The organism is Bradyrhizobium sp. CCBAU 53340 (assembly GCF_015291645.1).
Taxonomy (GTDB): Bacteria; Pseudomonadota; Alphaproteobacteria; order Rhizobiales; family Xanthobacteraceae; genus Bradyrhizobium.
The window spans coordinates 5,407,282-5,424,777 of the sequence record NZ_CP030055.1; the positions used below are offsets into that span (position 1 = coordinate 5,407,282).

At 62.2% G+C, this 17,496-nt stretch carries 1 protein-coding gene (only partly in view); it reads right to left on the minus strand.

The window, feature by feature from the left end:
• Positions 1–17,496, minus strand: partial view of an LEPR-XLL domain-containing protein gene (locus tag XH89_RS25745; protein ID WP_194463175.1) — the 3' portion only. Its footprint extends 11,583 nt past the window's final position; only the last 17,496 of its 29,079 coding nucleotides appear in the window; the start codon falls outside the window, past its right edge — the gene reads right to left on this strand; it ends in the stop codon at positions 1–3.

The window sequence follows — 17,496 nt, forward strand, 5'->3', positions numbered from 1 at the left end:
TCAAGCGCTAAAGGCTCCGGGACGAACTCGCAGACCTGCGTTCGGATTACGTTGTAGTCCATCCTTTCCCAGATGATTGAGGAAGTCGTCTTGCCAATCCCGTGTTGCGTTAGACGATGCAATCTTGTCCATGAAGCTGATGCGATTGCGATTCCAATCGATCTTCAGCTTCGCATTCCCATCCGACTCAAGATCCGAAGACCCGAGCCCCAGATCGTGCGATGCCGCCGACTTGCCGCCGACATCCGCTGTGAAGGCTGGGCTAGCCGTAGCGCTTGAGAGTATCGTGGGCCACAACGCCGTCAAGCTCGACAGATCGATCGTCTGGGTGGTCGCTGCGATGTTAACCAAGATCGGCTTCGCGGACGGTGCCTCGGTGAACCCGAGCTGCAGTCCCGACTGCTCGACCGCGGGCTGCGTGCTTGCTCCGACCGGAACCCGCCGCTCGCCGGCTTGCAGGGTCATGCCGGTGACGTCCTGACCCTGGTCCTCCGCAAAGCCCATGGCGTTGCCCATTTCGTGCAACAGTGTGGAGAGCAGGTCCATGCGTCCGAACGCCGGGCTGGTCGGGCTCGCCGCAAACACCCCGTTTCCAAGGCGTTGCGAGAACTCGCTGTTGTCGTTGGGCGTCTTGTCGACGAACCAGCCCCACCCGGCGGCGCGGGCGTCGATGACGATGGTTGTGCCGGTTGTCGCTCCCAGCATTCCGTTGGGCAGGTCGCTGACCAGAACGCTGACCCGACTGAGGACGGCCAGACGAGGATCGTCAGCGCCAAGCGCTTTGATCCACATCTGCCTGGCCGCGTCGGCTACCAGATCCAGATCGGCGGCGATTAGATCGGTCGCAACAGGCGACGCCGGGGCCGTACCCGCCGCCACCTGGGGCGTCCCTCCACCCGCATAGGCAATATCGTCGCCGCGAATGAGGATGTTATCGAACGTAGCACTGCCGTTGCGCGCGTAGAGGCCAACGCTTCCGTCGTGCACAAGGTAGTTGTAGTTGAAGCTTAGCACGCTCTTGCCGTTGAGCACGACGTTTACGGTGTTCGTCGTCCCTTCGGTCAGGGCGACCAGCACGGTGTAGTTGGTCCCGGCAGCGATGGTGGCACTGGCCGTAGCGTCGGTAATCCAGACGCCGTTGTCGCGGTGGCCAATGACCACTTGGTTGGTACCTGCAACAATGCCTGCATAGAGGAAGGCATTCGTCGAATTGTAGCCGAACGTCAGGCCGGCCGATGTGCCCGCCGCGCTGGCCTTAACGGTAGCGGAGTACTCGACGTAGGACAGCGGCGCGACAGCCAGCGGACGCACAGTCAAGGCCGCATCATTGGCCGGTGGGGTGCCGGTGTACACGCCGTTGGTACCGCTGGTCGTCGTCCACGTGCCGGTGGCCGGCGTGAAGTTCTGCGCAACGCCGTCCGACAGGTCTTCCAGCACGCTGTAGGTAAAGTTCACCGGCAGTCTTTGAACCGTATACGAAGTATACGCAGCGATTGAGTTGTTCGTGCCGACACCAACCAATCCTGTGTTCAGCGGGGCGTTGAAGACGTACGACACCTTCAACGTGCTTGCGGCCTTACCGCCGTTTGCACTGGTCACAGCGAGGGTTGCCGTGGTTCCGTTGACCGTGAGCAGCAAAGTGTTTTGCGAGTTCACACCCAGCCCAGGCTTGCCGGCCGGAAGTGTTGCAAGATCGGTCCAACCGGCATCTGACCGTTGGCCTATCTTGATCGCGTTGTTGGTGACATCGATGCCCGCATATTTGAAATTGTTGCTTCCCTGATAGTCGAAGATGATGAAACCGTTCTGCTGGGTTCCACCGCTCTGGACTTTCATGACGGACTGAATCTCGAAGAAATTCGCCGGCAACCAGGTGTTCAGGTCGAACAGGCTGATGTTGTCTCCGACTACCTTGCTCGTGCTGTTCTGGTAGGCGCTGTTGAGGACGCTCCAACTGCCGGTATCGGCGAACATGCCGGTAACGGTGTTCGGCGCATAGCTTGCGCTACGCAGAACGTCGCGTTGCGTGCCCGGGGTGTTGCCGGCCTGCGGATCGGTCGGCGCTCCGGTCTGGGCATGCCAGGCCGTATCTTGCTGCAGCACCAGACCAAGCTCACCCGCCGGCTCGCCGTTACGGCCCGGATTGGGGTCATTGTTCTTGGTCGGCACCGGCGGCGTCAAGCCGCCGTTCAGGTCGGAGAACCTCGTCGCATCCACGCCGTCGCTCAGCGATTCCGCGTAGAGGAAGTGATGCAGGAACGGCTGCATGGTGCGGCTGACCGTCGCCATGCCGAACTCGGAGAACGGCACCAGGTAGGAGTTGTACTCGCCGACCCAGTCGATCAAACGGTCGCCGCCAGTGTTGGCGATCAGTACATCCTTGCCGGCTCCGCCGTAGGCCCGATCCTCGTAGGTCGGCGCGGTCTCAGGGATGTTATTCAGACTGCCGTTGGTGGTCAGGTCATCGTCGGCGTTCAGCAAGTCATTGCCCCAGCCGCCATAGGTGTGGTCACGGCCGGTGCCGCCGACGATCCAGTCGTTACCGTTGTCGCCGAAGATGGCGTCATTGCCGTCGTCATGAACCGCCGGGTAGGTAACCGATTGATTCTGGTTACCCGGCGTCGTGCCACCCGATCTCAAGACGCCCTCGGTCTGGTCGAAGTTCAGGAAGAACTCCTTCCCGGTGCCATCCTTGTTAAGCGTCCCGTTACCGTTCAGGAGAATCTTCCGCAGCGGATCATTCTCGTCATAGAGCGCGAATTCGCCCGTCCGGCCTGCGATGTGCGGGTGGGTGAACTTACCGTCCGGATCCGTCGGGTTGAAGCGCAGCGCGTCGCCCGGATTGTAGGGATGGTAGTAGTCAGACTCGGCGATGCCGGCCAGTTCGACGCCATTCTCCGTCTGCGTGTAGGACTGCTTCAGCGACTCGGCGCCCGAAATCGCATCGTCACCCGAGCCGCCATGGATCCAGTCACTGCCCAGGCCGCCGAAGATGATGTCGTCGTTATGCGACTTCGTCTTGCCGTCGCTTGCGGCGCCGTTGTTCTTGGTGCTGGCGTACGAGAAATCGTCGGCAGTCCCGTTGAAGTTCGGGTCGGAACTGAACGGCGTCAGGTCGACGGTCTTCTTCAACGCGCCGCTCACATTGATCGTGTCGATCTGCATGTTGCCGGGCGTGAAGATGAACTCGTTGAGTGCGTTGCCGTTACTGTACTTGGGATCGGAATCGCTCGGAAGCAGCGGCGCGATGCCGTTGAGCGGTTCGCCCTGGCTAGCCGTGTAGCCGGGTGTCCCAACAATGGCGCTCAGGCTGTTGCGGCTGGTGAAGATCCGACCGTCGTCGCCGATGATCCCGTCATCGCCGGTGCCGCCGGAAATCCAGTCGTTGCCGTAGCCGCCGATCAGGTCATCGTTTTGCCCGTCACCATACATCCAGTCGTTGCCCTTGCCGACGTAGATGAAGTCGTCGCCGGACTCGCCGTGGACTTCGTCGGCCGCACCGATGTCGGTAGCCTGGAGCGCTGGCGCGTAGTCGGGGCCGCCCGGCGTGTAGTCCAAGAGGCGCACCGCGCGCACCACGATCTTGGACGTTTCGTCGTAAGCAGTCCCTTCTCCCGTGCTAGTATCGTAGTTGAAGCGCAGGAAGCCGTTGAAGCTCTGCACCAAGGTCGGCATGGCCGTCGTGGTGAGGTCGGCGTTCATCGTGAAGCCGGGGATGGAGACGGTCTTAAGCCCGACAGGCGGCGCCACTTGGTGGTTAATGCCGACGAGCCGGATGATGTCGCCATTGTCGCCGACGATCGCGTCGGAATCGTTGGCGTGGCCGTTGGCGGTCGTCGTAATGTTGCTATTCACATCGATGGTCGCATCGCCGATGGCGTTGCGCGCGATCGCAATGCCTGAGCCGCCGAAGATCAGATCCGAATTGTCCGGGCGCAGCTTCTGGGAGTCCGCAAATATCGGAGCGTTGAGGCTGAAGAGGTCGGAACTGCCGCCGATTAGATCGTCCTGGTTCTGATTCCCGAACAGGATATCGCTGCCGCCATTGCCCTCGATGTAGTCCTGGCCGTCGGTGGACGCATCGAACGACGGTCGCAGGAACAGCGCGTTGTTGGCGTCGCGGAACGGATTGCCGGCGATGTTGGCGCCGACAGAGAGCACACCTACCCGCCCGCCGATCGCAATGGAGAAGCTGACGGTGCCGTTCTGGTTATCGATCAGGGTGTGAGAGACGTATTCGATCGAGCCGTCGCCCTGAGCAACATCGTTGCCCATTTCACCGAAGATCATGTCGTCGGCGGCGCCGCCGGCGATGTAATCGTTCCCGTAGGAGCCGGCAGGCGCCAGCACCGTGTCGTTCCCGTGATCGAACAGGGTGATCAGGTAATCGCCCCAGCTACCGTGGCCGCGTGGATCGGCCTGCGGCGAGCCATCGGCATAATCCTGGCCGGCAGGCAGAGAGTCGGTGCTCAAGCCGGTGCTGTAGATCTTCGTGCCGGAAAGCGTCTCGAACCGTCCGTTGCGGAAGTCGCCGAGATGCGACGTCCGGTTGAGCGAGACGTTGTCGCCGAAGATCAGGTCGCGCCCGGCCTCGCCGTCGATCGAATCGTCGCCCATGCCGCCGATCAGGACGTCATCGCCGCCACCGCCGAAGATCGTGTCGTTGCCACCGTACTGCCGCGACTGGCTGACGATGGTCCGCGACAGCAGCGTCGTCTCGATGCGCTGCGGGGTGAGCGGCACGGGCTTGGTGGTATCGCGCCAGCCGGAGGTGGCCTGGCCGATATCGCCAAGATCACCGAAGACCACGTCATCGTAGTCGCCGAATGCATCGGTTGCAGTCGAACCCGGCGCATCGCCGTAGATCAGGTCGTTGCCGCCATCGGTGACACTATCGAGGACCGTGGTCTTGGTGTTGCCAGCCGTCTGCGCGACGGTCAGCACACGCGTGATGACGTCGACGTTGAAGCCGGAATCGCCATAGATATGGTCGACGCCGCGCTGGCCGAAGATCGTGTCGCTGCCCGATCCGCCGGCGAGGTGATCGCCGGCCTGGGTGCCGATGATCGTGTCGTCGCCCCTGCCGCCATAGGCCGTGATACCGACCGTCGGCAATTGTCCCGCCGGGACATCGGCGAAAACCTTGTGCGCATCGATGACATCGTTGCCCGCGTACCTGTACTCGTTCGCCAGCGGGAAGACGTAGAAGTCCGAGTTCTGGCCCAGCCTGTTACGTTCGACGATGGTGCGCGTCAGCGTTGGCGACGTCGTGCCGCCATTTGTCAGCGTCAGGAAGGCCGGTTTCAGGTCGAACATGAACAGCGTATCAACCTTGGTGCCTTGCCCGGCGATGATCGCCTGCTCGGGCCCCTCCGCGATGACACTGTTCGAGACCTTCAGCGTGATCACGCTGTCCGTCACATGCGCGATCTGGAACACGCGCTTGTTCCCGGGATCTCCCGGCGAACCAGACTTGTCAGGCGTGCCGTAGACCGCAATGTTCATTCCATCCTTGAAGCCGTCAACCAGCCAGCTCCCGCCCAGGTCGGATCGCGTGATAGTGTCGCCGGCCGCATTCTGCGCGAACGTCACCAGATACTGCGAGCCCGCGATTGCGACTGCGCCCACGTCAGCCCCGATGCGCGCGCTTTCGGTGATCGGCGGCGCACCGACGTCTGCCAACGTCGTCGGAATGACGCTGTTCTTGACCTCCAGCGTCAGAGTACTCGCGGTGACGTCCACGAGCGTGAAGTTGACGTTGTTGTAGGTCGTGAGCGAGACCGAAATCGTCTGGCCTTTTGCGAAACCGTCCGTCAACCAGCTCCCGCCGTCGAACCGCGTGATGGTATCGCCGGCGTCGGCGCGGGCAAATGCGACTTGGTAGGTCGCGCCGATCGTGATCAGGCCTTCGGTCACGAAGCCTGGGTCGAACAAGCCCTGGTCGGGCTGCAGCTTGATCGTGGCGCTGTTCCACTCCTTGATGGTATGGGCGCCGTTCGCCGCCGGCAGCGGGAAATCAGCCGTGAGATCGGTCAGGATCAGGGTGTTGAACACCGTCGGATGGGCTGCGTCGGTCTTTGAAATGGTCTTCACGTTGCCGACGGCCTTGCCGTCGATCGTGATCAGGCCATCAACCAGGAAGCCGGAGGCGCCCCAGTCGCCACTCGTGCGCGTGATGACGCCGAACGTGCCTTCCAGGGTCGTGAACGTCGAGAATTGGAGGTCCAGGCCCGCTATCTCTGGGTTGGTCTGGCCCAGCGACGGTGTCCCCATGGTGAACGTCACGTTGTCCATGTGCGGTTGCGGCTTGTTGCTGAACTTGCCGAGCGAGGACGGTTTGTCGGCCTTGCCGTCGTACCAGATGCCGTCCTGCGTGGTGTCGCCGTAGACGACCAGCGGCGCATCGACGTTGACGGTCATTGGCGCCGCGAACGTGGGCAGCCCGATGCTTCCTTTAACGAGTAGCGTGTCGCCGGCCTGTGCGCCAGTGGCAAAGCCCGTCACGAGGAAATTGCCACTGATCCCGATCGTCACCGGCTCGGTGCCGACCGTAGGCACGACGGTGTTGACCGCCGTCAATGTCAGGGTCGAAGCGGAGACGCTCTTGATCGTGAAGTTACCGTTGTTGGTCAGGTTGCCATTGGTGCTGGTCGTGCCCGAGAGCACGATCGTCTCGCCGGCAACGAAGCCGTCAGTGATCCAACTGCCGCTGGCGCGCGTAATCGTGTCACCGCCATCAGCGCGGGCGAAGGTGACGCCGGCATACGACCATTCACCGGTAATGGTGATCTGCTGGCCGACCGCGAAGGCGCTGTCGCCGACATTGTCGGAAGCCCAGCCGTGGCCATCCGACCGGATGATGCGGTTGGTCGTCCCCTGCGGGTCTCCAGCCACAGGTGCTGCGACCGTATTGGTGCCGTTGACGTATTCCGTCGTGCCGTTGACGGTGATCGCATCGCCACCGATGCGGACGATCGCCACTTTATTAATGAGCTTGAGGTCATTAATGAGCTTGAGGTCGCCGCCGGTGAGCTTGAGCGTGGTTTTGGTCGGATCGTCGGTCACGAACCACACACCGGACTGGCCATCGATGGCGACGGCTTGTCCCTTGGCAAAGCCATCGGCGATCCAGCTTCCACCGTCGGTGCGCGTCAGAGACTTTGGCGCGACCGTAAACGGCCCGGACACCACGTTGCGGCTCGTGACCGCCACGGTGCCCGTTACGTTCGTCGCTGGCGTCAGCGCCGGCCCGCCGAGCAACAACGCGCTGCCGTAGCCCGTGCCGGACGGAGTCGTCGCGTTGTCAAATCCCAATATGGTCCGATTGCCGACGACCGTGCCGTTAGACAGCGAGAACGATACCTGCTGACCGGCCGCGAAGCCGAGGTTGTCCCAAGAAAGCCCGTCGCGACGCACGATGCGATCCGACAGGACATCGAAGTTTCCGGTCACCTGCAAGAAATCCGTCACCGAGATGGTGCCGGTGGCGTTGGTGCGGTTGGTCAACGCCGTGCCGTCGGCGCTGAGCAGGACCAGGATGCTGCCGGGCCTAAGCGGCTGATCCTGGATGGCCGTTATCGTGTACGAGCGGGTGTCAGAGCCGCCGGGGATATCGATGCTCAGCATCACCTGCTGGCCGACCGCAAACCCGGCATCTGCCCACGACATGCCATCGGTTCGCACCAACTGACCTGTTCCCGAGGGGCCAGCAACGACGTTGAACGCATTACTGGGCGCAATGCTGGCCGTCATCTGGATCGGCGAATTGCCGCCGCCGTGCACGGTGGTGAGGCCGCCATGCTCGGACACGAAGGCCAATGTACCATCGGGGTTGTGGTCGGGACCCGGGATCAGGGTGCTGTTGATATCGAGCCGATCATTGCCCGAGCCGAGGAAGATATTCAGCGATTCGATCGTGGAGTGACTCGCGTCGGTGCTGAACTGATGCGTAACCGGGTCGACGACGATCGATCCGTAGCTGATGCCACCGGGATATACGCCCGGCTCGCCGAACGGCGCCGGCGCTCCGCCCAAGAGCTTGCTGAAGTCGAGCTTGCCGCCCATCTCGAAGCCGGTGAGGGCCGTCGACGTCAGCGTTCCCGTATCGTTGGCCACCGTGCCGTCGTTATAGATATTGAGCACGTCGATGGACTGCGTCTCTGGCGGCTGCGGCGGGATGTTGAAGAACGGGCCATTGGCCTCGCCCGGCAGCATCACGGCCTGCACCAGCGAGCGGTCGGCTGCGGTGGTACCGCCTTCGACGGCCAGCGGTCCGCGGATGCCGTCGAGCCGGTGCGCGACCTTTGGGAAGGACTTGAAGTTCTCGTGGCCGGGCTGGATGTCGAAATATGGATCGGCGATCAGCGGAACCGTGACCTGCGTGAACCAATTGCCGGTGTCCGGGTTATAGGCCGGGTCGGGCTTGGGCGGGGTCGGCGGCGTGTAAGTCACCCTGAACGCCATCTCGGTGACGGTCACCGTGGTGTTCGTGCCATTGCCTCCCAACGAGCCGCTGTAAAGGCCCGTCGCCGGATGGTCGGTCAGCACCATCATGTCGAGTCGGTCCGGCTTCGTGCCGGTGATGAGATCGATCTTTTCGATCTTGTCACCGCCGATGCCGTGGATCGTGATGATCTGGCCTTCGAAGAAACCGCTGTCGAGCCAGCTCGTGCCGTCCGTGCGGGTCAGCACGTCCAGCATCTTCCTGATGCTGACGTTCTGATACGTTGGTCCGGCGCCCGGGCTGCCGCTAAGCGTCAATTGCGAGTCGCTCACGCCGGTAACGGTCAGCGACGTGCCCAGCGGCGTTCCATCGGCCTGAAGGATTGTGATGACCTGGCCGAGGGCGAAGTTGTCGTTCTTGAAACTGCCGATGTCGTTGCGGGTGATGGTGTTGCCCGACACCGTAATATTGCCGCTAAAGAGCTGGAACGGAACGCTCGCGATGTTGTAATCGACGTTTCCGGTATAGCTCCCCCGTTCGACGACCATATCGATCGCCACGGTCTTGTTGTCGTCGGTGTTGAACGTGCCGAACGCGGTCGGCAGGTCCGGCCCAGAGACGTGCTTGAGGCGGATGGTCTTCGCGGTGACGCTGTCATTTGCCTTGTCGATGGTGTAGTAGCCGCCTGGCAAATTGACATCGACATTGTCGACACCGGCCTGGCCGGTGCCTTCGATTCGGATGCGCTGGCCGGGCAGGAAGCCGTCGCCGATGAAGCTGCCGGTTTCCGAACCGCTGGCGCGGGTGATCAGCACGGTGTCGGCATCGATACTGGTCACCGTGATGTTGCCGGTGAAGAGCTGAACGGGCTGGAATCCACCCGTCGCCTGCAGGCTGATCCGCCCGCCCGTCACGAGGTCGGTCTGGCCGTCCGTCACAACGTCCACATTGACGTCGGCCTTCGGCGGACTCTGCAACCGCATCGTATAGGTGTCGCCCGGCCCCGGGCCATCGAAGGCGGTACCTGCCGTTACCAGGGTCCGGCCGGCGCTTTCCAGCAGGAACACGCCGGGCGATTCGTCGTCGAGCACCTTGGCATAGATCGGCGTGTCGCTGGTAAACGCGGCCGCCTTGTAGGCCACGTTCGTCGTCGACACCAAGTCGTCGAGATTGACAGTCTCGAGTATCTGGCCCGTCTGCGCGAAGGTCGCGAGCGTCAGCAACAGCGGGTCCGTCGTCAGCGTGAGCGTGGTCTCAGTCGCGCTCCTGATGTAATACGTTCCGGCATTGGCGCCGCCGCTCAGGGTTATCTTGTGACCAACGGAGTAGCCGTCGGTCAGCCAGTCCGCTCCGAGGTCGGCCGGATCCAGACGGCTGACCGTGCCGCCGTCCGGAGTATTCGCGAAGGTGAGTTTCAGCGACTGATCGACATAGATCGAATGCACGATCGTGGTGTTGTGCGGATCCTCGACCTGTCCGTCGTTGACGGCGGAGGCCGTCACGATGACGGGCTTGTCCCAATTGCTCGAATCGAAGGTCAGGTAGTAGACGCCCGAACGAATTCCGTCCTGGGTGCGGCCGATGTGGAACCTGCCGTAGGGATCGGAGGATGCGTCGAGCACCATCCGGTTGTCCTGCGGCTTTAGCGCAATAGTTACCGAACCGGTCAGTGGCTGGTTCTCGAGCTCGACAGCGTACAGGTCCGTGACCTGCGTGATCGCATCGCCTTCGAGCACGATCGTGTTGTTGTCGTTCGGATGGTTGCCGTACTTCGCCGGGTAGTGCGCCGGATCGGTCGTCGTCGGATCCAGTTGGGTAATGAGAATTCCGGGCTGATCGTTGTCGTGCACGGTCACTTCGACGTTGCGCACGATGGCGTGGTTGAACGAGGGATCGTCGCTGATGACGGAGTGGCTGGTGACGACCGTGCGCACGCCTTCGGGCCGCTGGTCGTTGACGGCCATCAGATGGACCAGATGCTCGTGCGCCTTGTCCCAATTGGTTTCGTCGAACGTCAGCACGATCGATCGCGCGGGAATGAAAACGGACGTGCCGTTCAGGGTGATAGTCCGGTCATAGGCCGTCGCGACCAGCGGGTTCGACGTCGAGTCGTCCTCGGCCAGCAGCATGCTGTCGCCCGGGTACTGCGGCGGCAGGCCCATCAGCCCGCCAACGCCCAGCTCGTCGTAGATATCTCCAGAGTTCAGCAGCCCGTTCTTCAGATGCTCTTCCTGCGGCGACATCGCAGCCGACACGGTCACGTAGACATGCGTGCCGTGGACCGGCGCATGCTGCAGGTATACGCCGTAAACGTCCTGCACACCGCTTTCGCTGATATCCGTGAAGCCCGGGCTGGCATCCCCGTTCACTTCTTCGTCGATGATGACCTGCCCCTGGTTGGGGCGGGCCACGCTGAGGTCGAGGCCGTCGGCGACCAGACCGTCGTAGGCCGAATCGTTCGACGTGACGCGGTTATTCACCATGCCACTGGTGCCCTCGATGTCTCGCGACTCGACCGGACCGGTCACGTCGCCAGCAACATTGAGCGTGTCATTTCCGAGGCCGCCGATGACGCGCGTGGCGACGCCCGGCTGAGTGCTCAGGATATCGATGATGTCGTCGCCCTCCAGCGCGTCGATCTCCAGCACCTCGATGTTCTGGTAGGTGACGGTCAGGCCCGCGCCGAAGATTCCCTTGTCGGTGACGACGATATGGTCGGCGAATTCGGTCCCGAGAATCACCAGCTTGTCAAAACCGTTGCCGCCGTCGACCGACACCGGCGCGTTGATGTTGTATTCGACCTGATTGGCGCCCGCGCCAGTCCGGATCGCGGTCTCGGCCGCGGTCGAGAAGCCCCGGGTGAGCTTCGGCATCGCGATCTCTTGCACCGGATCGACCCAGACGATGTCACCGGTGACCGGATTAGTCTCGGCCAGCGCAAACGCGCGGACCGTGAACAGGTCGTTGCCGTCGTCGCCTTCGAGCCTGAGCGGCGACTGGTTGCTGTAGACCGTGAACGTGTCGTCGCCCGTACCGCCTTCGGCGAGCAGCGGCGAGGTTGCGCCGGCGCTGAGCCAGCCGCGCGTCGTCGCGACGGTGCCGTAAATACTTTGCGGCGTCAGCGAGTTCACGAGTTGCGGGAACTGATCGTATGGCGTCACCACCGAGCCGCCGAAGGTGTTGCCGAGCGGCGCCGGAGAATGCGTGCTGCCGTCGCGCTGGTAGCCGTAGATCTGGCCGATCTGGAAGCTGTCGTTGTCGGCACCGCCATCAAGCGTGGTGATCGCCGCGTTGTCGTCAACGGCAAAGTAGTCATTGCCGCCCTGGCCGAACACCATCAACTGACCGTTGATCGCGCTGTCGTAGTTGACGCGCTGCACGCTTTGCGACCGGACGTTCGGATCGTTGTTGGGATCCGAGGCTTGCGCTTGGGCGAGATTCGTGACGTGCAGGAGGGCGACGAACGCCGAGTCGTCGGCATAGAGCACCGGCCGGTTCGCCGTCTCCTGGGCGATGCCGGTCGTGCGACGCAGCAGGAAGAAGTCGTCGAAGCCCTTGCCCGTCCCGCGATAGTCGGCGTTGACATCGTTGCTCGCATTGTCGTCACGGCCGTACACGGTGAGGTTGTCCACACCGTCATTTGCCGCACCGGTATCGAGCACGTTGATGACGTAGTTACGGACGTCACCGTGCGTTCCAGTGGTGTTGATCACATAGGTGTCGGAGCCTGACTGCCCGTCGAGCGTCAGCGTGTCGCCGGTCTCGACGCCGGCCTGCGTCTCCTGGACAATCGTCATCGACTGGAGCTCGTTGACGACGAAGAAGTCCTCGCTGTCGCCGCCCTTCGCCACCTTGTTGTTCTTGACCTTGACCGTGTTCACGGGGGTCTCGGCCTTGACGAAGTTCACGGTGTTCAGCGTCAGAGCCGTCGCGGTCACCGCCATGACCGTGAAGCTGCGGTTGTTGGGATCGCCCGCAGTCCCAGTATCGACAGTGACGATATCGCCAATGGCGAAGCCAGCCCAAGTGCCGGTGGCCGCAGTAATGGTATCGCCGGCGTTCGCCACGGTGTCCTTGCTTTGCGTGAAGGTCATCGACGCGTTGACGTTGATGATCTGCGTCGGCGTGTTGCTGCCGAAGGCGCGGGCCATGCCACTCGAATAGGTCGACATCAGGCCGGCCGACTTGACGAAGGCGCCTACATCAAAGCCGCCATCGGGGATGGTCTGGCCCTGACCGTCCGGGATCGCCGACGTCAAGGTGCCGCTTTGGCCACCGAGGAATGTATGGTCGAAATAGATTTGATCGGTATCGGCGTTGCCGAAGATGCGCGTCAGGTTCCCGGTTGCGATCCCATTGTTGAATGCCGCCCCGTGCGCGATGACGCCACGGAGATGCATGACCGTGCCGTATCCGAGATCGCCGGTATCCGTCCTGGCTATGCCGCTCGACATCTCCCCGGACCGGGCGAAATCGCCGTAGATATCGATGTTGTGGGCGGCGAGGATCTGCGAGTTCGGGTCGGTGTTTACGTCGTCCGCAACGCGCAACAGGATCGAGCCGCTGGCCGCGTTGATCAAGCCGTGGGTTATCGTCTCCGGCGCGTTCTCGAGGAACAGCACCGAGCCACTGCCCAGAAGGTTCAAGTCTTCGCCATACACCGTGACGGTGATGCCATCGGTACCGAACTGGGGCACCACTGCGCTTTCGCGCACGGTGAACCGCAAATCGACGGTACCGCCGAATCCGTCCGTGACGCTGCCGCCTGATCCGTCACCGCTCGTCAAGCCGAGCGCCTGGAGCAGCACAACTTGAGCATCGGCGAAGGGATTGGTCGGCACGGGCAGTGACGCGTCGGTCGCGAACGTCTCGGTGAGATAGATGCTGCCGGTCGCGCGGGCGCCGATCCTGCCGTAAGCGTAGGCTTGGGAATCGATCTCCAGATCGTTGCCGCCGTTCGGACTGCCGATATTGCCGCCCTCGGCGAACAGATTGATCGTGTTACCGATCACGTTGGCATCGTCGCCACCCTGCCCGCCATTGCGCGCGTCGACGATCGAGCCGGGATCGGTGGCCAGCGTTACGTTGCCGGTGGTGTCGATTTCGCCGACATTGAGGTCGCTGATTGCCTCGGCGCCAAGCAGGGCCACGGCTTCGCCGCCACGAATAACTTCGGTCAGGAAGATGCCCTGACTGTTGCCGAGACCGGAGGCGGTGTCGAACGCCTTGACGACGCCCAGGTTCACGCTCGGATTCAGCGCGTGCAGCACGTTGTCATTGATTTCGAGGAAGTTGTCGGGCGTCCCGATGCCGCCGGTCCCTTCCTTGCCGCCGATATTGTTGTCGCCGGCGGTCATCGTGATGTTGACGCCGGTGACGTCGGCATCGACGAGATTGCCGTCGAAGGGTCCGCCGACATACACGCCGGCGTCGTTCAACGCGTCGATGATCCGCCGTGGCGAATACAGGGTCACGTCGTTGGCGGTTGACATGATGCGGCCCACCCGCAGATCGCCGGTCTTTTCCTCGATCGTGATGAAGCCGTTGGCCAGCATGTCGATGTGGTGCGAATCCGACGGTGCCGGTAGCGGGAACGGCCCGCCCGTCAGATCGGTGATCGCAAGGATATTGATGACCGGATCGGCCGGCTTCGGCTGGGCTGCCGTGACGATGATGTTGTTGCCGGCCTTCAGGCCGGGATTCGTCGTCGGCGTGAGCGTGTTGTCGCGCAGCCGGAAGTCGTAGGTAGTCGGAATCGTCGACGGCGTATCGCCGAACACGCCGACATCGAGCCCGCCGCCCGGGCCGCCCTGCATAACGAAATAGACAAACTCGGTGAAGAAGGTTCCGTCCTTCCCGTTCGGCGGCACCGTGACGTTGACGCCCTCAAGCGTGCCGGACACGTGTGTCTCCTTGACGCTGGGCTGCAACAGCACGTCGGCGTTGCCGCCCGCGACGATCGAGTCGATATGGATGACGAAGGGATTGGCGGGTGCTAACGGGTCGCGCAACCGGCCGGTCAGGTTCAGGTAGATATTGTTACCCGCCTGAGCATAGAACTGTTCTTCCCGCGGATGCGGTAAGGATAGGAGCGGCAGTGGCGACGGCGGCGCGCTCTGCACGATGTCGACGCTAACGCGCGCCGAAGCCGTCCCGATGCTGCCCAGCGTCGCCTGGATGCCGTGCAGGAAATCGCCCGGCAGGAACGGCCAGAACTGGTTGCCGAGCGTGTTGGTGCGGATGATCGGGCCGTAGTCCGCGGCGAAGATGTTGCCCTTGGTGTTGAGGATGCGAGTTTCGCCGATCGGGTTCTCGATCAGGCTGTGGGTGTCGGCATAGACCGGGCTCGACGTGCTGCCCTGCAGGAAGATATCGCCGGCGCCGAAATTCTTGATGTCGACGAGTGTCGGCGTGAAATCGTGCTGAATGTGGAACTTGAGACCGATGCTGGTGCCGTCCAATTCAACCTTGGGTGGCGTGAGATGACGGTTGATGACGTCGATCTCGTTGATGGTAAGTTTCTTGTCCGATGAATTGGTGATCAGAACCTGCTGGAAGTTCTCACGGAACTCAAAAGTCGGCTCGGTCGTCGTCAGATCGATGTTGCTGCTCGGCGAATTGAAGATGACCTTGCTGCCGCCCTGATCCTGGATATCGTCGACCGAGATATCGCCGCTGACGAGACCGCTGGTCTGTCCGCCGTTGACGCTGACGTTGATCGCCTTCTCGATGTCTCCGCCGGCCCCGACAATCAGCCACGGGCTGGCGCCCTGGTAGATGATGACGTCGCTCGACCACGTAATGTGGTGCTCTTCCGAATGGGCCTGGCTCCCGGTCGCGTTGGCCTCGACGCGCAGTGCGACAAGGTCGGTCTTGCTCGGCGGGCCGGCAATGATCGTCGCGCCGGCATTGCCGGTTACCGTCTCGGTGAGGTGGGTGCTGTTGGTGCTGGTACCGACATTGCCACCGATTCCGATGAAGGCCGAACCGTCGTCGGAAACGCTGACCTTGAAATCATTCTGGTCGGCCTTGATCGTGACGCCGTAGATGCCGTTGATCTGGGTGCCGCCGCCGCCGATCGTGATCGCAGCGGTCGAGGTGCCCTCGACCGTCGGATCTGGGTCCACGTCGCCGAACAGACCACCGCCAAAGGCTTCCGCCAATGCGGAGGCGCTGCTATGCGAGATCAAAGCCTCGATATCGACGCTGTTCGCCATGATGTTGGCGTTCGTCCCGACCTTTCCGGTCGTGTTGCTCTCCAGATCGACCGTTGCGGTGGAGGAGGCAGAACTGATAAAACCGCCGCCGTCGGCGTGCGATTCGTCATTCAGATGGATGTTATTGTCGGCCTTCATCACGAAGTCGCCGACTGCCACGATCTTCGTGTTGTTTCCCACCTCGGTGGCGTTGTTGTTGTGAAGCGTAATGTCGGCCTCGGCGTCGCCGATATTGATGACGCCGCCCGACGCGTTGGCCGCATAGGCCTGCATGTTGGGCAATGAGTTGGTGGTGATCCACACCTTGTCGCCGGAGTTGACGACGGCCGCCAGGATCTTTGCCGACACGTTATACGTCGAGTCGATCGTTGCTGTCGGCTTGCTGACCTCGAGCCCGCCGCCGCTGCCCCCCTTCGCCGAAGCCGACGTCAAGCCGTCACCCGACGGCGGCGAGATCAGCCGCAACGATGTGCCACCTGGGCCAAGCAGTTTCTGTCCGTTGAATTGGTCGCCGATGCCGGTGCCGGGAGCCGTCAAGTCGATCCGCAATTCCTGATCCGGTGAGGCACTGTTCACGCCACCCGCGGTGAGATCGGCGCCTGCCTTGAAGAACAGGTGTATGCCGCCGGTGCTGATCGTCGGCGTTACAGAAACAATGTTGTTTCCAGCTTGATCCGTCGACAACTGGAACGAGCCGGCCTGCTTGTTCTGGAGGTAATACGTCACCCCGTCGGTGAGCCCGCCGATGTTCTCGCGCACGAGCTCCTGATGTCCGGTCGCCACGCTTGGATCGAGACCAACAACTACTTCCGGGAAGTTGGCGGGCGGGTTACTACCTGGATCAGGAACGTTACCGACATTGTTGGGATTCGCCGCCAGCCTGATCAGCCGCGAGTCGCCGATGCTCGGATCGGTATCGTTGGTGATGACGTAATAGAAGGTATCATTGGTCAGGCCGCCGATCACATGACCGTCGGTGTGATAAAATACTCTGTCGCCGGTATGGAAGACGCCACTGCTCGTGAGGTCGCCGACTAGAATCGTGTTGGATCCCGCTGAATACGATATGGAGTTGCCGCTGATGGACGATACGTCCACGGCGCCGCCGTCGAACACGATCGGCGGTGGTGCCTTGTAGGTGATCCCATCACCATTGACCGCTCCCGTGGGCGGGGCGATGTCGATCGTCTTCGTCCCGCCACCGGTGACTTGCGTGTGCGAGTTGGTCACCTGCTGCGCCGCGGCCGTCGCGTCCGCGAGGCTGCTGTAGAGTTCGATCGTGAACGGATCGAGGACGCGGACGAAGTAATCCCCGCCATTCAGGCCGATATTTGCGTTGTTCTCGGCGTCATAGAGCACCGAGTCACCAGTCTTGAAATTGTGCGGCGTCGCGAAGCGGATCACGTCGCGGCTGGAGTCGACACCCCCGGCGTTGGTGAACGGAGCATCCGCGTCAATCAACGTCCCCTTGAACAGATTGCCCAGCACGAAGCTGTCATCGGGATTGCTGCCGGGGCTGAGCAGCGACGTTCCAATCGAATTCCTGATGACGACATTGTAGAGACGGAGCGGATTGCCGCTCTGCAAGAAGCCATTCGCCGTCGAGATCGGGGTATTGAGGACGGGGTCGTAGGTGATCTCGTCGCCGGTTCCGAGCCCGTGTTGCGGGAAGGTAATCTGGTCGGTCGTCGTATCAACGCCGGTAATGAAGTCGTTATACGTGACGCCATTCGAATCCGACCGTCCCTCGGCATCGACGGTGACCGCGCCGCCGGCCGTGATGCTCGCGCCGATGTCGATGTAGGCGCTGACCGTCGGATTGGCGGTAACGTCCGC